This is a genomic window from Streptomyces sp. NPDC043952 (assembly GCF_056435325.1).
Window position 1 is genome coordinate 97,203 of sequence record NZ_JBWKES010000019.1, and the last position, 24,137, is coordinate 121,339.

General features: G+C 73.8%; 26 protein-coding genes. 15 read left to right on the forward strand and 11 right to left on the reverse strand.

Annotation, left to right across the window (positions count from 1 at the left end):
* Window positions 1-36 precede the first annotated feature (36 nt).
* Both AC069R_RS22215 and AC069R_RS22220 read left to right on the forward strand, forming a co-directional pair.
* Window positions 37-1,164: an alpha/beta hydrolase gene (locus AC069R_RS22215; RefSeq protein ID WP_478768537.1), complete on the forward strand. Its 1,128-nt coding sequence runs from the start codon at window positions 37-39 to the stop codon at window positions 1,162-1,164.
* A gap of 429 nt (window positions 1,165-1,593) precedes the next feature.
* Window positions 1,594-3,156: a hypothetical protein gene (locus tag AC069R_RS22220; protein ID WP_478768584.1), complete on the forward strand. Its 1,563-nt coding sequence runs from the start codon at window positions 1,594-1,596 to the stop codon at window positions 3,154-3,156.
* Window positions 3,157-3,177: 21 nt separating this feature from the next.
* Here the strand turns inward: AC069R_RS22220 and AC069R_RS22225 are convergent, their stop codons facing one another.
* Complete coding sequence (locus AC069R_RS22225; RefSeq protein WP_478768538.1) at window positions 3,178-3,591, reverse strand: VOC family protein; 414 nt, start codon at window positions 3,589-3,591, stop codon at window positions 3,178-3,180.
* Between the two features lie 222 nt (window positions 3,592-3,813).
* Between AC069R_RS22225 and AC069R_RS22230 the strand changes: the two genes are divergently transcribed.
* The 3 genes from AC069R_RS22230 (at window position 3,814) to AC069R_RS22240 (ending at window position 6,890) form a co-directional block, all read left to right on the forward strand.
* Window positions 3,814-5,412, forward strand: a complete 1,599-nt coding sequence (locus AC069R_RS22230; RefSeq protein ID WP_397986601.1) for an ABC-F family ATP-binding cassette domain-containing protein — start codon at window positions 3,814-3,816, stop codon at window positions 5,410-5,412.
* Between the two features lie 335 nt (window positions 5,413-5,747).
* Window positions 5,748-5,969 (forward strand): helix-turn-helix domain-containing protein, encoded by a 222-nt coding sequence (locus tag AC069R_RS22235; RefSeq protein WP_004002281.1) that lies wholly within the window; start codon window positions 5,748-5,750, stop codon window positions 5,967-5,969.
* A 117-nt stretch (window positions 5,970-6,086) separates the two neighbouring features.
* The gene (locus AC069R_RS22240; RefSeq protein WP_478768539.1) at window positions 6,087-6,890 is read left to right on the forward strand and encodes an enoyl-CoA hydratase/isomerase family protein; all 804 of its coding nucleotides are present in this window, start codon (window positions 6,087-6,089) and stop codon (window positions 6,888-6,890) included.
* 15 nt (window positions 6,891-6,905) lie between these two features.
* Here AC069R_RS22240 and AC069R_RS22245 read toward each other — a convergent pair whose 3' ends face one another.
* A complete protein-coding gene (locus AC069R_RS22245) occupies window positions 6,906-7,616 on the reverse strand; it encodes a nucleopolyhedrovirus P10 family protein (protein ID WP_478768540.1) in 711 nt (236 codons plus the stop codon).
* A gap of 87 nt (window positions 7,617-7,703) precedes the next feature.
* Here AC069R_RS22245 and AC069R_RS22250 point away from each other — a divergent pair, with 87 nt between their 5' ends.
* The 5 genes from AC069R_RS22250 (at window position 7,704) to amaP (ending at window position 9,991) form a co-directional block, all read left to right on the forward strand.
* Entirely contained in the window at window positions 7,704-8,177 is a 474-nt protein-coding gene (locus AC069R_RS22250) for an Asp23/Gls24 family envelope stress response protein (protein ID WP_471067380.1), read from the forward strand.
* Between the two features lie 77 nt (window positions 8,178-8,254).
* Complete coding sequence (locus tag AC069R_RS22255) at window positions 8,255-8,431, forward strand: hypothetical protein (protein WP_478768541.1); 177 nt, start codon at window positions 8,255-8,257, stop codon at window positions 8,429-8,431.
* Between the two features lie 5 nt (window positions 8,432-8,436).
* Window positions 8,437-8,802: a hypothetical protein gene (locus AC069R_RS22260; protein ID WP_478768542.1), complete on the forward strand. Its 366-nt coding sequence runs from the start codon at window positions 8,437-8,439 to the stop codon at window positions 8,800-8,802.
* Window positions 8,799-9,404, forward strand: a complete 606-nt coding sequence (locus AC069R_RS22265; protein ID WP_478768543.1) for a DUF6286 domain-containing protein — start codon at window positions 8,799-8,801, stop codon at window positions 9,402-9,404. Before AC069R_RS22260 ends, AC069R_RS22265 begins: the two co-directional genes overlap by 4 nt.
* A complete protein-coding gene (amaP, locus tag AC069R_RS22270) occupies window positions 9,401-9,991 on the forward strand; it encodes an alkaline shock response membrane anchor protein AmaP (protein ID WP_478768544.1) in 591 nt (196 codons plus the stop codon). The genes AC069R_RS22265 and amaP overlap by 4 nt, the downstream gene beginning before the upstream one ends.
* A 183-nt stretch (window positions 9,992-10,174) precedes the next feature.
* Here the strand turns inward: amaP and AC069R_RS22275 are convergent, their stop codons facing one another.
* The 5 genes from AC069R_RS22275 to AC069R_RS22295 all read right to left on the reverse strand — a co-directional run bounded on the left by AC069R_RS22275 (window position 10,175) and on the right by AC069R_RS22295 (window position 15,129).
* Entirely contained in the window at window positions 10,175-10,930 is a 756-nt protein-coding gene (locus tag AC069R_RS22275) for an SDR family oxidoreductase (RefSeq protein ID WP_478768545.1), read from the reverse strand.
* Window positions 10,931-10,935: 5 nt separating this feature from the next.
* Window positions 10,936-12,750 carry a glycoside hydrolase family 15 protein gene (locus AC069R_RS22280; protein WP_478768546.1) on the reverse strand — a complete coding sequence of 605 codons (1,815 nt, stop codon included), beginning with the start codon at window positions 12,748-12,750 and terminating at the stop codon, window positions 10,936-10,938.
* A gap of 81 nt (window positions 12,751-12,831) precedes the next feature.
* On the reverse strand, window positions 12,832-13,629 hold the full coding sequence (locus tag AC069R_RS22285) for an SURF1 family cytochrome oxidase biogenesis protein (RefSeq protein WP_478768547.1): 798 nt from the start codon (window positions 13,627-13,629) through the stop codon (window positions 12,832-12,834).
* Window positions 13,630-13,706: 77 nt separating this feature from the next.
* Window positions 13,707-13,940, reverse strand: coding sequence for a hypothetical protein (locus tag AC069R_RS22290; RefSeq protein WP_020939201.1), 234 nt, complete (start codon window positions 13,938-13,940; stop codon window positions 13,707-13,709).
* A gap of 205 nt (window positions 13,941-14,145) precedes the next feature.
* A complete protein-coding gene (locus AC069R_RS22295; RefSeq protein ID WP_478768548.1) occupies window positions 14,146-15,129 on the reverse strand; it encodes a DEDDh family exonuclease in 984 nt (327 codons plus the stop codon).
* Window positions 15,130-15,307: 178 nt separating this feature from the next.
* Between AC069R_RS22295 and AC069R_RS22300 the strand changes: the two genes are divergently transcribed.
* Window positions 15,308-16,018, forward strand: a complete 711-nt coding sequence (locus AC069R_RS22300; protein ID WP_478768549.1) for a VIT1/CCC1 transporter family protein — start codon at window positions 15,308-15,310, stop codon at window positions 16,016-16,018.
* Window positions 16,019-16,197: 179 nt separating this feature from the next.
* Here AC069R_RS22300 and AC069R_RS22305 read toward each other — a convergent pair whose 3' ends face one another.
* Window positions 16,198-17,589, reverse strand: coding sequence for a CoA transferase (locus AC069R_RS22305; RefSeq protein WP_478768550.1), 1,392 nt, complete (start codon window positions 17,587-17,589; stop codon window positions 16,198-16,200).
* 151 nt (window positions 17,590-17,740) lie between these two features.
* Complete coding sequence (locus AC069R_RS22310) at window positions 17,741-19,291, reverse strand: S8 family peptidase (protein ID WP_478768551.1); 1,551 nt, start codon at window positions 19,289-19,291, stop codon at window positions 17,741-17,743.
* A gap of 271 nt (window positions 19,292-19,562) precedes the next feature.
* Between AC069R_RS22310 and AC069R_RS22315 the strand changes: the two genes are divergently transcribed.
* The 3 genes from AC069R_RS22315 to moaA all read left to right on the forward strand — a co-directional run bounded on the left by AC069R_RS22315 (window position 19,563) and on the right by moaA (window position 22,734).
* Window positions 19,563-19,961, forward strand: coding sequence for a DUF485 domain-containing protein (locus AC069R_RS22315; protein ID WP_478768552.1), 399 nt, complete (start codon window positions 19,563-19,565; stop codon window positions 19,959-19,961).
* Window positions 19,958-21,586, forward strand: a complete 1,629-nt coding sequence (locus AC069R_RS22320; protein ID WP_478768553.1) for a solute symporter family protein — start codon at window positions 19,958-19,960, stop codon at window positions 21,584-21,586. Before AC069R_RS22315 ends, AC069R_RS22320 begins: the two co-directional genes overlap by 4 nt.
* Before the next feature lie 158 nt (window positions 21,587-21,744).
* Window positions 21,745-22,734 (forward strand): GTP 3',8-cyclase MoaA, encoded by a 990-nt coding sequence (gene moaA / locus AC069R_RS22325; protein WP_478768554.1) that lies wholly within the window; start codon window positions 21,745-21,747, stop codon window positions 22,732-22,734.
* A gap of 66 nt (window positions 22,735-22,800) precedes the next feature.
* On the opposite strand, the gene AC069R_RS22330 is transcribed toward moaA, so the two are convergent.
* Window positions 22,801-23,019 (reverse strand): hypothetical protein, encoded by a 219-nt coding sequence (locus tag AC069R_RS22330; protein ID WP_397986618.1) that lies wholly within the window; start codon window positions 23,017-23,019, stop codon window positions 22,801-22,803.
* A 208-nt stretch (window positions 23,020-23,227) separates the two neighbouring features.
* Window positions 23,228-23,569: a DUF3099 domain-containing protein gene (locus AC069R_RS22335; protein ID WP_478768585.1), complete on the reverse strand. Its 342-nt coding sequence runs from the start codon at window positions 23,567-23,569 to the stop codon at window positions 23,228-23,230.
* A gap of 167 nt (window positions 23,570-23,736) precedes the next feature.
* Here AC069R_RS22335 and AC069R_RS22340 point away from each other — a divergent pair, with 167 nt between their 5' ends.
* Window positions 23,737-24,018, forward strand: coding sequence for a GlsB/YeaQ/YmgE family stress response membrane protein (locus AC069R_RS22340; RefSeq protein ID WP_478768555.1), 282 nt, complete (start codon window positions 23,737-23,739; stop codon window positions 24,016-24,018).
* Window positions 24,019-24,137 lie beyond the last annotated feature (119 nt).

The window sequence follows — 24,137 nt, forward strand, 5'->3', positions numbered from 1 at the left end:
CTGGCCGGGCACCGCACCCCCCGTGACACTGGTGCCGTGCGCCCCCTCAAAGCGACCGCCGCCGCGGTCACCGCCGTCGTGGCCGCCGGCCTGGCATCCGTGGCCGCCGGGCGGCTCGCCAGCGATGTCGCGCTGAAGGTGTCCGGCAGCCGGCCGCTGCCCACCGAACCGCGGCTCACCGTGCACGGCACCGCGGCCGGCCAGATCACGCTCACCCGCGACCTGGCCTCGCTGCGCCCCGGCACCTACGGCCTCGCGGGCGACGGTTCGCACGCAGTCGTGGGGCCCGTCCTGCGGGCGGCGGCGCACACCGCCGACACCGTCGTACGCCGCCTGGACGGCGTGACGCACGGCACCCTCGCACCCGGCGACCAGGTGTGGCTCACCCCCAACCTGTACGTCGGCAACCCGCGCACCGCGCTCGGCCTCGACCACGCCGACGTGGACGTGCCCGGCGAACTCGGCGCGCTGCCCGCCTGGTTCCTGCCCGGCGACCGGGACACCTGGGTGATCGCCGTGCACGGCCTGGGCACCACCCGCGAGCACACCATGAACGTGATGGGCTTCCTGCGCGGCCGCCGCCTTCCGGTGCTGGCCCTCGCCTACCGCGGCGACCTCGGCGCGCCCCGCCCCGCCGACGGCCTGAACCACCTCGGCGAGAGCGAGTGGCGCGACGTGGACGCGGCGATCCGCTACGCCGTGCGCTACGGCGCCCGCCGCGTCGTCCTCCTCGGCTGGTCCACCGGCGCCACCATGGCGCTGCGCGCCGCCGAGCACTCCGCCGTGCGCGACCGCGTCGCCGGGCTGATCCTCGACTCGCCGGTGCTCAGCTGGGAGGCCACGCTGCGCGCCCTCGCCCGCGCCCGGCACACCCCCGCCCCGCTGCTGCCGCTCGCGGTCCGCGCCGCCCAGGGCCGCGCGGGGCTGCATGCCGACCGGGTCGCCGAGATCACCGACCCCGAGCGGCTCGCCGTGCCGACGCTGATCGTCCACGGCCCCGGCGACCGGGTCGCCCCCTGGGAGTTCTCCCGGCTGCTCGCCGCCCGCCGCCCCGACCGGGTCGCCCTGCACACCGTGCCGGACGCCCCGCACGCGGCGATGTGGAACCCGGACCCCAAGGCGTACGAGGAGCGGCTGCGGCGCTTCCTGACGCCGCTGATGTGACGCTGCTGGTGTGACGCTGCTGGGGTGACCCGACGCGACCCGATGCGGTGACCTTGTCGTCGTGACCTGACGCGGCCTGATGCGACCCCGCCGATGTGACGGCGTACGCCGGGGCGCACCGGGCGCGCGGCGGACGGCCGGGGGCCTTCCGGTTGTGACCATGCGGTTGGCCGAAACCCGCCGGTCCACCCCCTTCGGAACCCGGTGCGTCGGCCCGTCCCGTCGCCCGCCGTGACATTCCGTTTGGGTTTTCGGACCGTCAACCGGAAGACTGCCCCTGTGACGTCCCGTATCCCGCGCGACTCCAGGCTCCGACTCGTCCGACCTCGACCCCTGGCCGCCGCCCCCAGAGCTGTGAACCAGCGGCGCCCGCGCCGCGCCGCACCCCGGCCGCCGGAGGGCACCCCCGCCGCCGCCGAGCTGGCGAAAATGGCCCGCACCCAGCTGGCCGGCGCGGTCCGCGTCGCCCGCTGGGCGGACAACGCCCTGGGCCCCGGCCGTGACGCCGCCACCGCAGACGGCAAGGCCACCCTCTCCGCCGCCACCGCCGACCGTGCCGCCGCCGACCTCGGGCTCACCCCCGAGCAGGTCCGCGCCGACTGGGACACCGCACGCCTGGCCGGACTGGTCGAGGTGCACGGCGACAGCGCGCGCCCCGGCTGGCGGCTGCGCGCCTGGGACCGGGACGACAGCGCCGTGCTGCGCGGCTGGGTCGCCCTCTTCGACGCCTGGTCGCTCGCCCTGCCCGAACCCGCGGGGCACGAGCCGGCCGCCGTCGCGGAGGCCGTCTCCGCCATGCCGCAGGTGCTCTCCTTCCTCCAGCTGTCCGCCGGACCCGTCCCGGTCGAGCAGCTGCTCGACCTGCTCCAGCAGCGGGTCATCGAACTGCGCACCGAACGCTGCGAGGTCTCCTACGAGCCCGGCACCGAGCCCCCCACCGGGCCCACCGGATCCACCGGAACCCCCGGTATCGCGCCCCCCGCCGAGCCCGCCGAGCCCGCCGAGCCCGCCGCGCCCGCCGCGCCCGCCGCGCCCGCCGGGACGCCGGTCGCCCCGGCTGCCTCCGGTCCCGCCGGAACTCCGGACACCGCGCCCGCCGCTGCCCAGCCCGCCGGAACCCCGGATACCGCGCCCGCCGGGACGCCGGTCGCCCCGGCTGCCTCCGGTCCCGCCGGGACGCCGGTCGCCCCGCCCGCCGCCTCCGGTCCCGCCGGAACCCCGGTCGCCCCGCCAGCCACCGTAGGGCCCGCCAAGGCGCCGGACGCCCCGACCGCCTCCCTCGCGCCGCTCCTCGACTGGGCGCTCGCCGCCCTCGCCAGCGTCGGCGCCCTCACCTGCGGCGCCGGCCAGGCCACCCTCACCCCGCTGGGCAGCTGGGCGGTGTGGGTCAAGCTGGAGCAGATCTGCGTGGCCGCGCAGAGCCCGGCCGGCAACATCGAGCAGTCCGCCGAGGACATGCTGCGCGGCTGCGCCCAGCTGCGCCCCAACGCGGCCCGCGCCGAGTACCGCGCCTGGCTCGCCGCCCGCACCGTCGGCAGCGCCGTCGCCGAACTGATCGACGCCGCCCGCGGCGAGGACGCCCTGCTGCGCGGGCTGGCCTTCGAGGCGCTGCGCGTGGTCGGCGCCCCCGCCGAGCCCGAGGTGCGCGCGGTCGTCGACGAGCCGACGCTGCGGCCGTACGCCCTGCTGTGGCTGGCCGAGCACGACGGCCTCGACCCGGAGGACGCCCACGAGGTGCTGACCCGCGAGGAGGCCACCTGGCTCTGGGTGGACACCGCCGCGGCCGTCGCCGACCACGGCGAGGCGCCGATGCTGGTCCGGCACCTGGAGTCCGCGGTGCAGCCCACCGTGCCCCGGCTGCTCGACGAGGTCCGCGCCGTCGGCCACCCGCGCACCGTGCAGGTCCTGGTCGCCCTCGCCGCCGCCCACCCCGACCCGGCCCTCGCCAAGGCCGTGCGCCGGGCCGCGTTCCAGGTGCACACCGGCGGCTGAGGGGCCGCGCCGGAGGGCGGCTCAGACGCCCAGCTCCGGCGCGTACGTCCCGAAGTTCCAGATGTTGCCCTCGACGTCCCGCGCCAGGTACTCCCGCGAGCCGTAGTCCTGGTCCGTCGGGGGCATCAGGATCTCCACACCGTGCGCCGCGGCCCGCCGGTGATGGGCGTCCACGTCGTCCACCACGACGTAGACCCCGGCGGGCCCGGCGTCCCGCATCGCCGCCTCGAACGGGCCGCCGCGGCTTCTGGAGGCGATCATCACCGCGCCGTTGCCCTGGACCAGCTCGGCGTGCAGCACCGTGCCGTCGGCCGCCTCGTACACGGTCAGCTCGGTGAAGCCGAGGCCCTCCGTGAGCTGCCGGATCGCCGCCTTCGCGTCCGTGTACAGCAGCGTGGGGCAGATGCCCGGCCGCCCCCCACCCATCGACGCCATAGGGATCACTCCTCCCGGAACTCCCGGACTCCGGAACCACCGGAGAGTTCTCCCCCCTCCGCCGTCCGGGGATGCGGCCCCGAGACCCCGAGGCCCGCACACGGGAAAACGGCTTGCACGGCCCCGTTAGACTTCTCCCATGGCCATTCTCCTCGCGCATTAGACGGCGGGAACGTCCTCAGCCGCCCACCCGCCAACCTCTGTACGCCCAGGAGTCTGTCCGTGATCTCCGCCACCGGAATCGAGCTGCGCGCCGGCGCCCGCATCCTCATCGAGAACGCCACCTTCCGGGTGGCCAAGGGCGACCGCATCGGCCTCGTCGGCCGTAACGGCGCAGGCAAGACCACCCTCACCAAGTGCCTGGCCGGCGAGGGCATGCCCGCGGCCGGCACCATCACCCGCTCCGGCGAGGTCGGCTACCTCCCGCAGGACCCCCGCACCGGCGACCTGGACGTCCTCGCCCGCGACCGCATCCTGTCCGCCCGCGGCCTGGACGTGCTGCTGCGCAAGATGCGCGAGAACGAGGAGCGGATCGCCAACGGCAAGGGCGCCACCCGCGACAAGGCGATGAAGCAGTACGAGCGCCAGGAGACGGAGTTCCTCACCAAGGGCGGGTACGCCGCCGAGGCCGAGGCCGCCACCATCGCCGCCGCGCTGAACCTGCCCGACCGGGTGCTCGGCCAGCCGCTGCACACCCTCTCCGGCGGTCAGCGCCGCCGTATCGAGCTGGCCCGGATCCTGTTCTCGGACGCGGACACCCTGCTCTTGGACGAGCCCACCAACCACCTCGACGCCGACTCGATCGCCTGGCTGCGGGACTACCTGAAGACCTACCGCGGCGGCTTCATCGTGATCTCCCACGACGTCGACCTGGTCGAGACGGTCGTCAACAAGGTGTTCTACCTGGACGCCAACCGCTCCAACATCGACGTCTACAACATGGGCTGGAAGCTCTACCAGCAGCAGCGCGAGGCCGACGAGAAGCGCCGCAAGCGCGAGCGGGCCAACGCCGAGAAGAAGGCCGCCGCCCTGAACGCGCAGGCCGACAAGATGCGCGCCAAGGCCACCAAGACCGTCGCCGCGCAGAACATGGCCCGCCGCGCCGACAAGCTGCTCTCCGGTCTGGAGGCGGTCCGCCAGTCCGACAAGGTCGCCAAGCTCCGCTTCCCGGAGCCCGCGCCCTGCGGCAAGACCCCGCTGATGGCCGAGGGCCTGTCGAAGTCGTACGGCTCGCTGGAGATCTTCACCGACGTCGACCTCGCCATCGACAAGGGCTCGCGGGTCGTCATCCTCGGTCTGAACGGCGCGGGCAAGACGACCCTGCTGCGGCTGCTCGGCGGCGTCGAGCAGCCCGACACCGGCAAGGTCGTCCCCGGTCACGGACTCAAGCTCGGCTATTACGCGCAGGAGCACGAGACCCTCGACCCCGAGCGCACCGTCCTGGAGAACATGCGCTCGGCCGCCCCGGACATGGACCTGGTCGAGGTCCGCAAGGTGCTCGGCTCCTTCCTGTTCTCCGGCGACGACGTGGACAAGCCCGCGGGCGTCCTGTCCGGCGGCGAGAAGACCCGGCTCGCGCTCGCGACCCTGGTGGTCTCCTCCGCCAACGTGCTGCTGCTGGACGAGCCGACCAACAACCTCGACCCGGCCAGCCGCGAGGAGATCCTCGGCGCGCTGCGCACCTACAAGGGCGCGGTCGTCCTCGTCACCCACGACGAGGGCGCAGTGGAGGCGCTCCAGCCCGAGCGGATCATCCTGCTGCCCGACGGCGTGGAGGACCTGTGGGGCTCCGACTACGCGGATCTCGTCGCCCTGGCGTGACCGGCGGTCCGATCCGCTGAGTATGGATCATTCGGCCGAGCCGTGATCCGCCATCTGTGTGAGATCTCCTCATACCAGGGTGTGTCGTACACCGATTTCCCGGCCGATCCTTTGTCCAGCAAGGGGTCGGCCGTGGCGCGTCTCTGACCTGGTACTTCGCGAACCCACCCGTTCGGCCCTGTCGACGGCGACCACTGGAATCGGATATTCCGCTTGTGCGGATCGGCTCCTGTCGTCACAACGATGTCCCACCGACCTTGCCGAATGGGTGGCCATCGGGCCCCGGAGGGGTGATCATGAGGAGACCAGAGCGCACTTCCCATGAGGAGGCACGGGTGGCCGAGACTCTGAAGAAGGGCAGCCGGGTGACCGGCGCCGCGCGCGACAAGCTCGCGGCAGACCTGAAGAAGAAGTACGACTCCGGTGCGAGCATCCGGGCACTGGCCGAAGAGACCGGCCGCTCGTATGGCTTCGTGCACCGGATGCTCAGCGAGTCGGGCGTCACGCTGCGAGGGCGTGGCGGAGCGACGCGGGGCAAGAAGGCCGCATCGTCCTGACTCCGGGCGGCCCATCGGCTTCGATGGTGGCCACCCGGTCGGCGCTCCGACCGGCCGGGTGGTTACTGTGCAGTCACTTAGCTCTGCTTCGCTGACCGCACCCATCGGAGGCGCCCCATGGCCACGCCCGACCAGGACCTCGCTCCTGTACTCGACAAGGACGGCGTACGGCTCACCGTCGACGACGCGCTCGCCACGGTGACGCTGACGAACCCGGCCAAGCGCAACGCGCAGAGCCCCGCCCTGTGGCGGGCGCTCGCCGAGGCCGGGCGGCTGCTGCCGGGCTCCGTCCGTGTCGTGGTGCTGCGCGGCGAGGGCAAGTCCTTCTCCGCGGGGCTGGACCGGCAGATGTTCACCCCGGAGGGGATTCCGGGCGAGCCGACCTTCACCGATATCGCGCGCCGGGACGACGCCGGGCTCGACGCGACCATCGCCGAATTCCAGGAGGCGTTCACCTGGTGGCGACGCAATGACATCGTGTCCGTCGCCGCCGTCCAAGGACATGCCATCGGGGCCGGCTTCCAGCTGGCGCTCGCCTGCGATCTGCGGGTCGTCGCCGACGACGTGCAGTTCGCGATGCGCGAGACCAGCCTCGGCATCGTCCCCGACCTGGCCGGCACGCACCCGCTGGTCGGCCTGGTCGGGTATGCCCGCGCGCTGGAGATCTGCGTGACCGGGCGGTTCGTCGGCGCCCAGGAGTCGGTGGCCTCGGGCCTGGCCAACCTGGCCGTCCCGGCGGAGCAACTCGACGGCGCCGTACGCGACCTGACCGCCGCGCTGCTGGCCGCGCCGCGGGACGCCGTGGTCGAGACCAAGGCCCTGCTCAGCGGCGCGGCCGGCCGTTCGTACGACGAACAGCGCGCCGCCGAGCGCGCGGCCCAGGCACGCCGGTTGCGGGAGCTGGCCGGCATCGGCGAATAAGCACCCTCAGCAGCCCTATCCCACCGACGTGACCAGGACGGCCACCGTCGGTCTGTCCTCCAGCGCGTTCCGTACGGCCGCGCGCACCCGCCGGGCCACCTCCACGGTCCGGTGGGTCGCGTCGGTGGCGAGGTCCACCCGCACATGGCGGTGGGCCGGCGCGGCCGTGCCGTCCGTCCGCTCCTCGACGTGCACCGCCCGCCCCGGCCCGGTCAGCCGTACCACCCCCGGCACCGCGAGGGCCGCCTCGGCCGCGCGCACCTCGGACAGCGTCGCCGGCTCCTGTGCCGCCGGCGGCTGCGGCGGCCGCACCTCCACGAGCCGTCCGTCCGGCTCCAGCAGATCCGTGATCCGCAGATCCACCTCCGTCACCACCAGGCCGAGGCGCTCGGCCGCCGCCGTCGCGAGCAGCTTCCGCAGCCGCGCGGCGGTCTCCGGCAGCGGGTCGGCGAAGCCCGCCGTGCAGTCGGCCGTCACCCGGAGGGAGCCCGGTGGCAGCGCGCTCGGCGGAGCCGGTACGACCGGCTCGGCGGCCCGCGACGGGTCGGCGAGCCCGATCCGCAGCGCGCCCAGCCGCACACCGGGCATGCCGTCCGCCGCCGCCCGGCGCAGGGCCGCGCGCGCCGCGTCCTCCGCGATCCAGGCGCCGTCCTCCGGCCCGCCCAGCGGCAGCAGCCTGCCGAGCCCCACATGGTCCCGTACGACCTTGGTCCACCCGTCCGTCATTCCTCCAGCCTGCCGCATCCCCGGCGCGCGGTCGCGCAACCTTGCTTACGGTGGTCGAAGGACGACGACCGAAAGGGACGTACGGCGATGACCGACATGACGACGACCCCCGAAGGCGGCGGCGAGCCGCACACGTCGACCCGGAAGGCCGTCCGGCGCGGTGGCGGGGACGCGGCCACCCGTGGCCGGACCACCATCGCGGACGGCGTGGTCGAGAAGATCGCCGGTCTGGCCGCACGGGACGTGATCGGTGTGTACGCGATGGGCGGCGGCTTCGCCCGCACCCTCGGCGCCGTGCGCGACCGGGTGCCCGGCGGCTCCAAGTCGGTGACCCGCGGCGTGAAGGCCGAGGTCGGCGAGGTGCAGGCCGCCCTCGACCTGGAGATCGTGGTGGACTACGGCGTCTCCATCCGTGAGGTCGCCGGCGCGGTGCGCGAGAACGTGGTCGCCGCGGTCGAGCGGATGACCGGACTGGAGGTCGTCGAGGTCAACATCGCGGTCAGCGACGTCAAGCTGCCCGACGAGGAGGACGAGGACGAGCCGGAGCCCCGGATCCAGTGACCGGGCACGCCCGGACCTCGTGCACCCGACGGACTGCCTCGTGCACCTGACGAACCTGACGGACTGAGGAGCGCTGAATGAGCATGGCCATGGTCGGCTTGATCGCCGGAATGGCGCTGGGGTTCGCCGGGTACTTCGGCGGGTTCGGCGCGTTTTTGCTGGTGGCGGCGTTGGGCGCCGTCGGCTTCGTGGTCGGCCGGTTCGCGGAGGGCGATCTGGACCTCGGCGACTTTTTCGGTCGCGACCGGCGGTGAGCGCCGTGACCACCGGGACCGACGCGGTACGACAGCCACCCGCGCGGGTGCCGCCCGCGGAACGGGGCGCCACCCGTATCGCCGACCGGGTGGTGGCGAAGGTCGCCGCGCAGGCCGCCCGCGAGGCGGTGGGCCCGCCGCCCGCCGCCGCCGGGCCGCCGCACGCCACGGTGGCCGTCCACCACGACACCGCCCGCGTCCGCGTCGACCTCGAACTCGGCTACCCGTGCGACATCGGCGCCCGCTGCGCCGCCGTGCGCCGCCAAGTGACCGAGCGGGTGGGCGCGTTGGTGAACATGACGGTCACCGAGGTCGTCGTCGGCGTCGAGCGGCTGCACCCGTCGGCGGCCGGGGCCGGGAGGATCCGATGAGCCGGGCAGAGGCCGCCACGACCCTCGACAAGACCACCGGCGCCCCCGCGGACGCGGGCGGCAGCGGTCGCTTCTGGGCGCCGCGCCGGGTCCCCGCGGGCATCGTCGCCGTCCTGCTGCTGGCCGGCGCGGGCCTGCTGCTCTACGACATCGCCGCGGTCCGCGCGCACCGGCCCGCGATGCGCTGGCGCCGCGCCCTCGCCCGCGAGCTGGCCGAACGGCCCCTGGACGACACCTGGGTGCTGGCCGGCGCGGCGCTCGCGGCGGCCGTCGGCCTGTGGTTGCTCGCCCTCGCGCTCACGCCGGGACTGCGCTCCCTGCTGCCGATGCGCCGCCCGCACCCGGACGTCCGCGCCGCGCTCCAGCGGGACGCGGCGGCCCAGGTGCTGCGCGATCGCGCCATGGACGTGTCCGGCGTACGGTCCGTGCGGGTGCGGATGCGCCGCCGCAAGGCCGCCGTCCGCGCCGTCTCGCACTTCCGCGCACCGGACGACGTACGCGCCGACCTGGACACCACCCTCACCGAGGCGGTCCACGGCCTCGGCCTGACCCATGCGCCCCGGCTCGCCCTGCGGGTGGTCCGGGCGCCGCGGAAGGGATGACGGCGATGCGCTCCGGCGGACTCAACCGCGCCCTGCTCGCCCTGGCCGGACTGATCCTGCTCGCCCTCGGCGGCGCGGTCCTCGCCGTCGGCCTCGGCGTCCGGCCGCCCTCCTGGTGGATCCACGGCGGCCCGCACGACGTCCTGCTCAGCCGCGCCGAGCGCACCCGCTACCGGGGGGCCCGCTGGTGGTGGCCGGCGCTCATCGCCGCCCTGGCCGTCCTCGTCCTGCTGGCCCTGTGGTGGCTGAGCGCGATCCTGCGCCGGCCCCGCCTCGCCGAGATCCGCGTGGACACCGGCGACGGCGCCTTCGCCGTCCTGCGGGCCAGGGCACTGGAGAGCGCCCTGGCCGAGGAGGCCGCCACGGCCTCCGGCGTCGCCCACGCACGGGTACGGCTGCGTGGCCGGCGCAGGAAGCCCAGGGCGCGGGCCCGGCTGCGGCTGGCCCCCGAGGTGGACCCGTCGAGGGCGCTGGCCGACTTCACCACCGGGCCCCTGGCCCACGCCCGCGAATCGGCGGGCCTGCCCGCCCTGCCGACGGACGTCCGCCTCGGCGCGGTCAGGCACCGGGCGGAACGGGTCACCTGACGGGCCGCCGGCCGCGCGGCCCCGTTCGGGATCAGCACCGCGCGGGCCCGTTCGGGATCAGCACCGCGCGGGCCCGTTCGGGATCAGCACCGCGCGGGCCCGTTCGGGATCAGCACCGCGCGGCCCCCCTCAGATCAAAACCGCGCGGCCCCCTCCAGATCAGCACCGCGCGGCCCCCTCGGATCAGAACCCGCGCCGCATCCCGCCGTCCACCGGCACCATGATCCCCGTCAGATACGATGCCGCCGGGGACAGCAGGAAGGCCGCGACCTTCCCGAACTCCTCCGGGGTGCCGTAGCGGCGCAGCGGGATCCGGGACTCGTTGGCGGCGCGGGTGGCCTCCGGGTCGGCGGACAGGGAGTCCAGCTCGCGCACCCGGTCCGTGTCGATGCGGGCCGGGAGCAGGCCCAGCACCCGGATGCCGCGCGGGCCCAGCTCGTCCGCGAGGGACTTGGCGAAGCCGGCCAGTCCGGGGCGCAGGCCGTTGGAGATCGTCAGGGCCGGGATCGGCTCGTGCACCGAGCCGGACAGCACGAAGCCGATGACCCCGCCCTCGTCCAGCTCGGCCGCCGCCGCGCGGGCGAGCCGCACCGCGCCGAGGAAGACGGACTCGAACGCGGCGCGCCACTGCTCGTCGGTGTTGTCGGCGACGAAGCCGGGCGGCGGGCCGCCCACGCTCACCAGCACCCCGTGGAAGCCGCCGAAGTGCTCACGGGCGGCCGCGATCAGCCGCTCGGGCGCCTGCTCGTCGGCGTTGTCCATGGCCACGCCCAGCGCGTCCGGGCCCAGTTCGGCGGCGGCCGCCGCGGCCCGCTGCTCGTCCCGGCCGGTGATCACCACCTTCGCGCCGTCCGCGAGGAGCTGCCGCGCGGCCGCGTTGCCCAGGCCGCGGGTGGCCCCGGTGACGATGTACACCCGGTCCTTCAGTCCAAGATCCATGACCCCTATCCTGCCTCCTGCGTCCCGAACAGTGTGAGGGCGGAGTTCACCAGTCCGAGATGGCTGAACGCCTGCGGGAAGTTGCCCAGCTGGCGGTCCGCGCCGGGGTCGTACTCCTCGGCCAGCAGTCCCACGTCGTTGGTCACCCGCACCAGCCGTTCGAACAGCTCCCGCGCCTCCTTGGGGCGGCCGGTCAGGTGCAGCGCGTCCACCAGCCAGAACGAACAGGCCAGGAAGGCGCCCTCGCCGCCCGGCAGCCCGTCGACCACCGCGTCGCCGCCCTCCTCGGAGTCGTAGCGGCGCAGAAAGCCGTCGTGGGCGAGGTCGGCGCGGATGGCGTCGACCGTGCCGATCACCCGCGGGTCGTCCGGTGGCAGGAAGCCGACGCGCGGGATGAGCAGCAGGGCGGCGTCCAGCTCGCGGGAGCCGTAGGACTGGGTGAAGGTGTTGCGCTCCGGGTCGTAGCCCTTCTCGCAGACCTCCCGGTGCACCTCCTCCCGCAGCCGCCGCCAGCCTTCCAGGTCACCGCTGGTCTCCTGGCGCTGTTCGAGGGTGCGGACCGCCCGGTCGGCGGCCACCCACACCATCACCTTGGAGTGCACGAAGTGCCGCTGCCCGCCGCGCACCTCCCACAGGCCCTGGTCCGGCTGCCGCCACGCCGAGACCAGAAAGTCCATCAGCGCCCGCTGGATGGACCACATGTGCGGCCGGACGGGCAGGCCCGCGGCGCGCGCCAGCGACAGCGAGTCCATCACCTCGCCGTACACGTCGAGCTGGAGCTGCTCCACGGCGCCGTTGCCGGTGCGCACCGGGGAGGAGCCGGCGAAGCCGGGCAGCCAGGGCAGCTCGGCCTCCCCGAGGCGCCGTTCGCCCGCGACGCCGTACATGATCTGGAGGGCGGCGGGGTTGCCGGCGACCGCGCGCAGCAGCCAGTTGCGCCAGGCCTCGGCCTCCTCCTGGTAGCCCGCGGTGAGCAGCGCGTCGAGGGCGAGGGTGGAGTCGCGCAGCCAGCAGTACCGGTAGTCCCAGTTGCGCACCCCGCCCAGCCGCTCGGGCAGCGAGGTGGTGGGCGCGGCGACGATCCCGCCGGTCGGGGCGTAGGTGAGCGCCTTGAGGGTGATCAGGGAGCGGACGACGGCGTCCCGGTGCGGGCCGTCGTACCGGCAGCGCCGGGCCCAGCGCCGCCAGTCGGTGACGCTGCTCTCCAGGGCCTCGTACGGGTCGATGAGCGGGGGGCGCCGCTCGTGGGAGGGGTGCCAGGTGAGCACGAACGCGACCCGCTCGCCCTCGCCGAGGGTGAACTCGGAGTGGGTGCCGTAGTCCTCGCCCCAGGTGCGCACCGCGGGCTCGGAGCGCAGCCACACCGAGTCGGGGCCGGCGACCGCCACCCGGTGGCCGTCGCTGCGGCGCATCCATGGCATGACCGAGCCGTAGTCGAAGCGCAGCCGCAGCGTGCTGCGCACGGTGACCCGGCCGCTGACGCCCTCCACGATCCGGACGACATCGGGGGCGTGCTCGCGCTGCGGCATCAGGTCGGTGACGCGGACCGTGCCGTCGGGCGTGTCCCACTCGGTGTCCAGGACGAGGGTGTCGGGGCGGTAGGCGCGGCGGGTGCAGATGCCGTCGCCGCCGGGCGCCTTGGGCGCGATCCGCCAGTGGCCGTGTTCGTCCTCGCCCAGCAGCCGGGCGAAGCAGGCGCCGGAGTCGAAGCGGGGCAGGCACAGCCAGTCGATCGAGCCGTCCCTGCCGACCAGCGCCGCGGTCTGCTCGTCGCCGATGAGGGCGTAGTCCTCGATACGGGCACTGCTACGGGCGTTCACGGGTTGCGGTTTCCCGGCGGACCGGGGGGCCAATCAGGTGGTGCGCCGGGGGAGTGAAAACAACGCCGCGCGCCCGTGCCCTCAGACCGCGGCCGGTTCGCCCTCCTGCGGCTGCGGCGCCGCCGCGGCCTCCTCCTGGTCCCGGACCTCCCGGCGGAGCAGGAACCACCAGCCGACCGGGACGGCCGCCGCGAACAGCCACCACTGGATCATGTACGCGTAGTTCAGCGGGGCGTCCTCGGTGCCGGGGTCGGAGATCTGCTCCGGGGAGCCGCCCTTGGGCGCGGGCGCCGTCTGCTCCATGTAGCCGCCGAGCACCGGCACGCCGAGCCGGTGCGCCTCCTCGGTGCTGTTGATCAGCATGATCTGCCGGTCGGGCAGGCCCTTGAGGTTCTTGATGCCGCTGGCCGCGGTGGTCTCGTCGGCCATCAGGCGCCCGCTGATGGTGGTCCGTCCCGCGGGCGGCGCGGGGATCTTCGGGAAGGCGGTCTGGGACGCGCCCGAGGCGATCCAGCCGCGGTTGACCATCAGCACCTTGCCGTCGGTGAGGACGAACGGGGTGAGGACGTGGTAGCCGACATCGCCGTCGGCGTTGGTCCGGCGCCGGACCACCTCCGTCTTCGCGGTGTCGAAGGTGCCGGTCGCGGTGACCGTGCGGTACCTCTCGGTCCGGGTCACGGCGTGTCCGGGCGAGGACAGCCGCTCGACGGGGACCGGCTTGGCGTGCAGCGCGGAGGAGACGAGGTCGTTGCGCGCGGTGCGCTCCTCGTAGCGGTGCTTCTGCCAGAAACCCAGCTTGATCATCGTCGGGATCAACGCGATCGCGACGATGGTGAGGATGACCCACTGGAGGGACAACAGGAAGCGGTAGCGATGCACCCCACGACGGTACATCCGGGCCGCGGGGTGCATTCAGGCGGGTACCGGGTCACACCCGGTGCCGTACGTCCGCGGGCTCACACCCGGTCGACGACGCCCGTACGGCCCTCCGCGCGGGCGCAGTGCGCGCCGCAGTACCAGTGGCCCTCCACCTCCACGCCCTGCCCGATGATCTGCACCCGGCAGTGTTCGCAGATCGGGGCCATGCGGTGGATCGCACAGGAGAAGCAGTCGAAGACATGGACCGCGCCCTGCGCGTGGACCTCGAAGGTCATCCCGTAGTCATTGCCGCAAACTTCGCATCTCGCCATGCGCCACAGGGTGAGCCGTCGGGAGGATCCGGGCGAGCGGCCGCCGGGTGAGTCGTGCGTCAATCACCCTTTCGTACGATCACCCGTCCGTGAGGTCCGCGTCACGCCTCCGCGGCGCCGCTCTCACCCGTCCGTGGCATCGCCCTCACCCGTCCGTGGCGCCGGTCCCGCCTGTCCGCGGCACCCGCCTTACCCGCCCGCGGTCCTACTCGTCCGCGGGCTCGACATCCCGCAGCAGTTGCCCGAACGCCGCCTCGTCCACGACGGGCGTGCCGAACTGCCGTGCCTTGACCGTCTTGGAGGTGCCCGAGTCGGGGTCGTTGGTCACCAGGAGGCTGGTCAGCCGGGAGATGCTGGACGCCACATGCAGCCCGCATTCGGTCGCCCGGTCCTCCAGCAGCTCCCGCTCGGTCGAGGTGTCACCGGAGAACGCCACCCGCATGCCCTGTTTGAGCGGTTTGCCGTCTTCATAGCGACCTGGGTTGGGATAGGGGCATGCGGGCCTTTTGCGGGCGGGGCGCCAACTGCCCGCCCGGTAGCCGCCGTAGCCGCCGGAGGACTGCCGGGGCACCGGGGTGTCGGACCACTCCGTCAGCGGGCGGCACTCCAGCAGCGGCAGCCGTACGCCGCCCGCCGCCGCGGCCCGCAGGCTGGGCCGGAACGCCTCCGCGAGCACCCGCGCGTCGTCCAGCGCGTGGTGCGCCCGCTGCTGCACCACACCGAAGTGCGCGGCGAGCGACTCCAGCTTGTGGTTGGGCAGCGGCAGCCCCAGCTCCTTCGACAGCGCGATGGTGCACAGCCGCTGCCGCACCGGTGCGAGGCGCTCGGCGCGCGCGTACTCCCGTGCGATCATCTGCCAGTCGAAGACCGCGTTGTGCGCGACCAGCACCCGGCCGTCCAGGCGGGCCGCGAACTCCTCGGCGATGTCCGCGAACAGCGGCGCGCCCTCCAGCACCTCGCTCGTCAGACCGTGTATCCACACGGGCCCCGGATCGCGCTCCGGATTGACCAGGGTGTACCAGTGGTCCTCGACCTCGCCGCGCGCGTCCAGCCGGTAGACGGCGGCGGAGATGATCCGGTCGTGCCGGGCCAGGCCGGTGGTCTCCACGTCAACGACCGCGTATCCCCGGGGATACGCGGCCGGCCACTGGGTGGGGGAGGACACTGCGGTCGCACGGTCTTCGAGCATGGTCATTGAGGATACGGGCCACCACCGACATCTCCGCCCCGCAGGGCCCCCGGTCCGGCACGGGCGGGTACCGGTCCGGAACCCGCCCGTGCCGAACGGCCCTTACCGCCGGGCCCGTTGTCACCGGCTGGAGCGTCGCGGCGGCGCGGGCAGGCCCGCGGGTGCGATCCTCCCTGCTGTGACGGAACCCAGGCACGAGGAGAACCACGGCGGCGCGCTCGGCTCGCGGCTGAACTGGCTGCGCGCCGCCGTACTGGGCGCGAACGACGGCATCGTCTCCACGGCCGGCCTCGTCGTCGGCGTGGCCGGGGCGACCGGGAGCCGCGCCGCCCTGCTCACCGCGGGCCTGGCCGGACTGCTCGCCGGATCGATGTCGATGGCGGCGGGCGAGTACGTCTCCGTCTCCACCCAGCGCGACTCCGAGCTGGCCGCGCTGGCCGTGGAGAAACGGGAACTGCGCGAGCAACCCGAGGCCGAACTGCGCGAGCTGACCGACATGCTCCAGGCGCGCGGGCTGTCCGAGGAGGTGGCCCGCGAGGCCGCCGAGCAGCTCACCGAGCGGGACGCGCTGCGCGCCCACGCCAGTGTGGAGCTGGGCATCGACCCCGACGAGTTGACCAACCCGTGGCACGCGGCCTGGGCGAGTTTCCTCGCCTTCACCGTGGGCGCCCTGCTGCCGCTGCTGGCCATCGTGCTGCCCCCGGCCGGCTGGCGGCTGCCGGTGACCGTGGTCTCCGTGCTGGCCGCGCTCGTCCTCACCGGCTGGACCAGCGCCCGCCTCGGCGCCGCCGCCCCCCGGCGGGCGGTGCTGCGCAACGTGGGGGGCGGGGCGCTGGCGATGGCGGTCACGTACGCGGCGGGTAGCCTGCTGGGAGCGGTCGGCGTCTGACCGTCCTGCACTTCGGCCTCAAGCGGCCCATCTGCACGGCGAAATGACCGCCCCTCATGTCTTAGTGCCCCCGGCCGCACGCTCAGGCGCCCCGGCCGCAGGCCCACGCGCCCCGGCCGCACGTCGAGCCGCCCCGGCCGCACGTCGAGGCGGCTCCGCTCGCCCGGAGGGCCGCTGCCTCACGCCCAGGCGGCGCGGTCCGAGCCCCAGGGCGCCGGCGGCCGGGCCCAAGCGGTGGGCCCGCCCGCGAAGTTCACCGGGGACAGGGCGTGCCGCAGCCGGCCGAGGGCACTGCCGGTCTCGGCGAGCCAGGCGTCCGGGGAGCCGTGCGCGGCATCCTCCGCCTCGCGGTCCTGCGGGGCGTCGCCCGGCACCCCGTCCATCAGCCAGAGCGCCGTGCGGGCCAGCGCCAGCCGGGCCGTGCGGCCCACACCGTCGTACGACCGCTCGGTCAGCGCCCGCAGGACGGCCGCCGCCAGCAGATAGCCGGTGCCGTGGTCCAGGGCCTGCGCGGGCAGCGCGCCGGGCTCCTCCGCCGAACCCTCGATCGCCGCGATGCCGGTGGCGACCTGCACCAGGCTGTCGAAGCCGCGCCGCCCCCGCCAGGGCCCGTACGCGCCCCACGCCGACACCTGCGCCACCACCAGACCGGGGTGCCGCTCGGCCAGCACCTCGGGGGAGAGGCCGAAGCGGTCGAGCGCGCCCGGCCGGTAGCCGGTGACCACGACGTCCGCCCCGGTCAGCAGCTCCTCCAGGGTGTCGCCTCGCGCGCCCAGGTCCAGGGTGGCGGAGCGCTTGCCGAAGTCGGTGTCGGCGTGCTGGTCGGGGAGTTCGGGCAGCCAGGGCGCGTCCACCCGCAGCACGTCCGCGCCCAGCAGGGCCAGGGTGCGGGTGGCGACCGGGCCCGCGAGCACCCGCGTCAGGTCCAGGACGCGCACCCCGGCGGCGGGCAGCAGCGTCCCGGCGGCCGGGTCGAGCGGCGGGAGCGGGCGCCCGGCGGCCGCGCCGAGCAGGGAGCGCTCCACCAGCGGGCGGGCGGCCACCTGGCCGGCCTGTTCGGTCGCCCGCCACTGGGCCGGGGTGCGCAGGGCCACCGCGAGCCCCCCGGCGGCGGTGACCGTCTCCTCGGTCCCGCGCGCGGTGCGCTCGGCGAGCTGGGCGGCCACGGCCTCGGGCGCGGCGTCCGCGGGCAGGCCCAGCGCGTCGAGCAACCGGGCCCGGTGGTGCGGGTAGTTGGCGTGGGTGCGCACCCAGCCGTCGGACGTGCGCCAGAACCGCGACAGCGGCGCGAAGGAGACCGGCGCCCGCCCGTCCACCCGCAGCAGCCGCTCACTGTGGAACGCCGCCGCCACGGCGCCGTCGTCGACCCGGACTCCGGGCACCTCGCCGCGTCCGGTCCGGCGGGCCGCCAGCTCGGCGGCGGCCAGGGCGCACGCGCCGACGCAGGCACGCGCGAGCCGCCGTACGGGAAGGCGGGCCGCGAGGAGGCCGGGGCGCTCCACCGTCGTCACCCGAGGGAGCAGGGCGGGGTCGCCGCCCAGCGCGGTCCATGCGAACGCGATATCCGTCATGACTGCACTATGCACTATTGATTCAATCAATCCCCATGGTGGACCCGGTGCCGCTGTGCGTGCGGCGGCGTGTCGATGTGCGTGCGGCGGCCGGATTACGCCGTACGGGCGGGCGGCCGGGACCGTGCGGACCTCCCGCCCGTACGAGGCGCTAATCGGTCACCGCGGCCAGCGCGTCGGCCATGCCCCGGCCGTAGAAGCCGTTGCGGTTCGCCGGGCCCTGGCACACCGCGTCGACCTTGCCGTCGCCGTCGATGTCGTACGGGTCCGTGCACGGCGTGGCGTCGGCCTCCGCGTACAGCAGTGCCTTGACGAGAGCAGGGGACGCGTACGGATGGGTTGACTTGATCAATGCGGCGACACCGGCCACATGCGGGGTCGCCATGGACGTCCCGGCCATGTAGCCCCACTTGCCGCCCGGCAGCGTGCCCAGGATGAGACCGCTGGTCGCCGGGGGCGCCGGCTTCTGGTAGGCCGTCGAGTCACCGCCGGGCGCGGCGATGTCGATGACGCCCCGGCCGTAGTTGGAGTACGACGCCTTCAGGCCCTTCGCGCCGGTCGCCGCGACCGTCACGACACCCGGCAGCTGGGTCGGGATGTCGAAGCAGCGGCGCGGGTCGATCACCCGGTCCGACGCGGTGCCGTCGTTCGGCGACTGCGGGTCGGTGATCGAGCGGGCGGCCAGGTCGTAATTCTCGTTGCCCGCCGCCGCGATGTTGACCGTGCCCCGCCGCTCCGCGTACCGCGAGGCCCGGTCGACGGCGTCCACCAGCGCCTTCTGGTCCAAGTCGGTGGTGCAGTTGAAGTACCAGGGGTCGGTGAAATAGCTGTTGTTGGTCACGTCCACGTGGTGCTCGGCCGCCCAGACGAAGCCGCAGACCACGGACTCGGCGTAGAAGTAGCTGTCCGGATTGGCCACCTTGATGCCGGCCACCTTCACGCCCGGCGCCACGCCCGTCATGCCGACACCGTTGCGCGCCGCCGCGATCTCGCCGGCCACATGCGTGCCGTGCGGGCTCTCCGAGGCGCTGGGCCGCCAGGCCCCGTCGGTCGTGTCCGGCTTGCCCGACACGCAGTTGACGGAGGCGGCGCGGTCGAAGTTGGGCGCGATGTCCGGGTGGGTGTCGTCCACGCCGGTGTCGATGACCCCGACCGTGACCCTCGGGCTGCCCAGCGTCTTCTCGTGCGCCTTGTCCGCCTTGATGGCGGGCAGGTCCCACTGGAGCGGTTCCAGCGGGTCCTGGTCCCCGGTCGCCGCCGCGCCGGCCGCGGCCGCCTGCGCGCCGCCGAGCACCTGCGGCGTGCCCATGTCGGCGGTGGACGCGGAGGCCAGCGGGGTGTGCCGGGTGGCACCGGCCGAGGCCACGCCGGGCACCGCGCGGATCAGCCGGGCGAAGTCCGGGTTCGCGGAGTGCGCGACGAGCACGCCGATCCGGTCGTAACCGGCCACCAGTGTCCCGCCGTTGCGGCCGATCTCCCGGCGCACCGAGGCGAGCGTACGGCGGTCCGTGCGGGTGTTGACCACGTACGACAGGGCGGGGCCGGCCGCCGCCGGGGTCCCCGCTGCCGCTCGTGCCGTCGCCGTGGTGGCCGGGGCGGGCGCGGCCGAGGCCGTGGCGGGCAGGAAGCCGAGCGAGGCGGTCAGCGAGAGCACGGCCGGCACGGCGAGCGCGGGCCGGCGTCCGGGGCGCAGACGAGCCATGGGTTCTCCACTTCATCCGGATACAGGGGCTGCCCGAACACCGATCGGCGCTCGGGCAGGTACATGACGAGTGGTGCAGGCGGAACCTAACCCGTCCTCTCTATGACCGGCAATGACTTGGCAATGACTCAATCAGATCGCTTGCGGATCGCTTGCGAAAGAACTCGTAGGACTTGAATCCGCCTGCGCGTGGCGCCGTGGACCCGGGCCAAGAGCGCTAGCACCATCGAGCCCCGGCCGCCCTGCCCGACCGCACCCGCGAGGAGAACCCGTGGCCACCGAGACACCGCCCCCCGCCACCCCGAAGACCGGCCTGCCCGCCACCGAGGAGTTCGCCGAGGTGCAGCGCAGCGCGGACTTCGCCGAACTGCGCCGCGCACACCGCTCGTTCGCCTTCCCGCTGACCGTCGTCTTCATCGCCTGGTACCTGCTGTACGTCCTGCTCTCCAACTACGCCGGGAACTTCATGGGCACCAGGGTCCTGGGCAACCTCGACGTCGCCCTGGTCCTCGGCCTCGCCCAGTTCCTCACCACCTTCCTCATCGCCTGGTGGTACGCCCGGCACGCCGCGGCCGTGCTCGACCCGAAGGCGCGGGCCATCAAGTCCCGCATGGAAGGCACCGAGTCCCTCATGGAGGGCGCCAAGCCCTGTACGGAGGCCGCCGAATGAGCCCCCTGACCCACCGCGCCCTGCTGGCCGCAGGCGAGGCGAGCGAGCACCGGACGCTGATCGTCACCCTGTTCGCCGTCTTCGTCGCCGCCACCCTCGTCATCACCGCATGGGCGGGCCGCCAGACCAGGGACGCCGCCGACTTCTACGCGGGCGGGCGCCAGTTCACCGGCTTCCAGAACGGCCTCGCCGTCTCCGGCGACTACATGTCCGCCGCGTCCTTCCTCGGCATCGCCGGCGCCATCGCCCTGTTCGGCTACGACGGCTTCCTCTACTCCATCGGCTTCCTGGTCGCCTGGCTCGTCGCGCTGCTCCTGGTCGCCGAACCGCTGCGCAACTGCGGTCGCTACACGATGGGCGACGTGCTCGCCTACCGGATGCGCCAGCGCCCCGTGCGCACGGCCGCCGGCGTGTCCACCATCGTGGTGTCGATCTTCTACCTGCTCGCCCAGATGGCCGGCGCGGGCGTCCTGGTCTCCCTGCTCCTCGGCATCACCAGCGACCTGGGCAAGATCGGCATCGTCGCCCTGGTCGGCGTCCTGATGATCGTCTACGTCACCATCGGCGGCATGAAGGGCACCACCTGGGTCCAGATGGTCAAGGCGGTGCTGCTGATGACCGGCGCCGTCCTGCTGACCTTCCTGGTCCTGGTGAAGTTCCACTTCGACGTCTCCGACCTGCTCGGCCGGGCCGCCCACAACAGCGGCAAGGGCGCGTCGTTCCTGCGGCCCGGCCTGAAGTACGGCGCCACCGGCACCACCAAGCTGGACTTCCTCTCCCTCGGCCTCGCCCTGGTCCTCGGCACCGCGGGCCTGCCGCACATCCTGATCCGCTTCTACACGGTGCCCACCGCCAAGGCCGCCCGACAGTCGGTGATCTGGGCCATCGGCCTGATCGGCGTCTTCTACCTGATGACCCTCGCCCTCGGCTTCGGCGCCGCCGCGCTGATCAAACCCGCCGAGATCACCGCCTCCAACAAGGCGGGCAACACCGCCGCCCCGCTCCTCGCCCTGCACCTCGGCGGGACCGACTCCACCTGGGGCGCAGTCCTGCTCGCCACCATCTCCGCCGTCGCCTTCGCCACCATCCTCGCCGTCGTCGCCGGCCTCACCCTCGCCTCGTCCTCCTCCTTCGCACACGACATCTACGCGAACGTCATCAAGAAGGGACGCGCCACCGAACGGCAGGAACTGGGCGCGGCCCGCTGGGCGAGCGTCGGCATCGGCGCGGTCTCCATCGTCCTCGGCGCCCTGGCCCGCGACCTCAACGTGGCGGGGCTGGTGGCGCTCGCCTTCGCCGTCGCCGCCTCCGCAAACCTGCCGACCATCCTCTACAGCCTCTTCTGGAAGCGCTTCACCACCGCCGGCGCCCTGTGGTCGATCTACGGCGGCCTGGCCACCGCGGTCGGCCTCGTGCTGTTCTCCCCGGTGGTCTCCGGCAGCCCGGCCTCGATGTTCCCCGGCACCGACTTCCACTGGTTCCCGCTGGAGAACCCCGGCATCGTCTCCATCCCCGTCGGATTCCTGCTCGGCGCCCTGGGCACCCTGCTGTCGAAGGAGGTGCCGGACGCCGGCAAGTACGCGGAACTGGAGGTGCGCTCCCTGACCGGGACCGGCGCGCACTGACCCGCATACGACCGTCGTACGGCGGCCGCGGCCTGTACGGTCCTACGACGCGGCCGCCGGACACCTCGTTCGATCGGGCCGGTGCCGCTGTCAGTGGCGTCACGTAGGCTCGCAGATGACAGGGAAAACATCACCGATGGACGAGGGAGGGGGCCCACGTGCTCATCGACACGTACGGCCGCGTGGCCACCGACCTGAGGGTCTCGCTGACCGACCGGTGCAATCTGCGCTGCACGTACTGCATGCCCGAGGAGGGCTTGCAGTGGCTGGCCAAGCCCGACCTGCTCAGTGACGACGAGATCGTCCGCCTCATCGACATCGCGGTGCGCCTGCTCGGCGTCGAGGAGGTCCGCTTCACCGGCGGCGAACCCCTGCTGCGCCCCGGCCTGGTCGGCATCGTCGAGCGCGTCGCGGCCCTCGCCCCGCGCCCGCGGATGTCCCTCACCACCAACGGCATCGGCCTCGGCCGCACCGCCGCCGCCCTGAAGACGGCGGGCCTGGACCGGGTCAACGTCTCCCTGGACACCCTGCGCCCCGATGTCTTCAAGACCCTCACCCGCCGCGACCGCCACAAGGACGTCCTCGAAGGACTCCGCGCCGCCCGCGCGGCCGGCCTCACCCCCGTCAAGGTCAACACCGTGCTGATGCCGGGGCTCAATGAGGACGAAGCCCCCGACCTGCTGGCCTGGGCCATCGCACACGACTACGAGCTGCGGTTCATCGAGCAGATGCCCCTGGACCCCCAGCACGGCTGGAAGCGCGAGGGCATGGTCACCGCGGGCGACATCCTCGCCTCCCTGCGCACCCGCTTCGACCTCACCCCCGAGGACGCCGGCGAGCGCGGCTCGGCACCGGCGGAGCGCTGGCTGGTGGACGGCGGCCCGTACCGGGTCGGGGTGATCGCCTCGGTCACCCGCCCGTTCTGCGCGGCCTGCGACCGCACCCGGCTGACCGCCGACGGCCAGATACGCACCTGTCTGTTCGCCACCGAGGAGACCGACCTGCGCGGCGCCCTGCGCTCCGGCGCGCCCGACGAGGAGATCGCCCGCCTGTGGCGCGTGGCGATGTGGGGCAAGAAGGCGGGCGCGGGCCTGGACGACCCGTCCTTCGTCCAGCCGGACCGCCCGATGTCGGCGATCGGCGGCTGAGCGCGGCGGCAACGGGGACGACGACGGGGGCGGCATAGGGGCCGGTGCCCGGACCGCCCGCGGGCGTCAACTCCCGCTCTGCCGCTCCCACTCGTCGAGCCGCACGACGTCCTTCAGGAACCCCCGTACACCCAGGAACGTCGACAGATGCTCGCGGTGCTCCTCGCAGGCGAGCCAGGTCTTGCGCCGCTCCGGCGTGTGGATCTTCGGATTGTTCCAGGCCAGCACCCACACGGCGGCGGTGCGGCAGCCCTTGGCGGAGCAGATGGGGGTCTCGTCACTCACTGATTCGTCTCACCAGATCGGGTGCAGAACGAGGCGACGCCGAGCAGCCACGGGGGGAGCTGCCCGGCGTCGGTCCGTCGCTCCGACGGGGGATGCGGAGCGCTTACGCAGTATGTCACGGCAGACCCGTCGCCCGGCACCGGAACTGCGTGATTGATTCTGAGCTTTTCTTGAGCATCCGGTGTGACCGGCGTCCACTGCCTTCGCGTCAGCCCTGATCACGCGGGGGCTGCTCGTCCTCGCCGCGCGGCGGCCCGATCACCGGGCGCACGGGCGCGGTGACGAACGTCGAGGGCAGGGAGGGCGGCCGCTCACGCCCCGCGTTCGCGATCACCACGGCGATATAGGGCAGGATCGCCCCGGCCACCAACGCCACGATGGCGAAGGGCCGTTCGACATTCCACAAGGTGGCCGCGAGGATCACCGCGACCGTACGGATCCCCATCGAGATGACGTACCGCCGCTGCCGGCCGCGCACGTCCTCGGCGAGACCGGTCCGGGCGCCGGTGATCCGGAACACCTGGCCGCCGTCGCCGTGCTGCTTCCGCATCGCCTTCACGGGTCTTACGGTACGCCGCGTCCACCCGGCCGACGAGACCGGGTCGCCCGCTGCCTGCGGCAACGCCCTCTGCCGTGCGGCGGAACCCGACATGCGCGCCGGGAGGCCCCGGCCGACACTGGCGTAAAGCTCACGTCGATCCGGACGAGGAGGCAGCCATGGGCTGGTTGTGGGCGATCATCGTGGGATTCGTGCTGGGCGTGATCGCCAAGGCGGTCATTCCGGGCAGGCAGCACAGCCCCCTCTGGCTGACCACTCTCTGCGGCATGCTGGGCGCCATCGCGGGCAACGCGATCGCCGCCGCGCTGAACGTCCGCGAAACCCGAGGCATCGACTGGAGCCGCCACATCTTCCAGCTGGTGGCCGCGATCATCATCGTCGCCGTGGTCGACTCGCTCTACATGGCGACGCTGGGCAGGAGGAAACGCCAGCGGGTCTGAGTACTCGACGGGTCCGGGTACCGCGGTCGCGGGGGGGGGGGGGGGGGGGGGGGGGGGGGGGGGGGGGGGGGGGGGGGGGGGGGGGGGGGGGGGGGGGCCGTGGCGACGAGCCGCCCGCC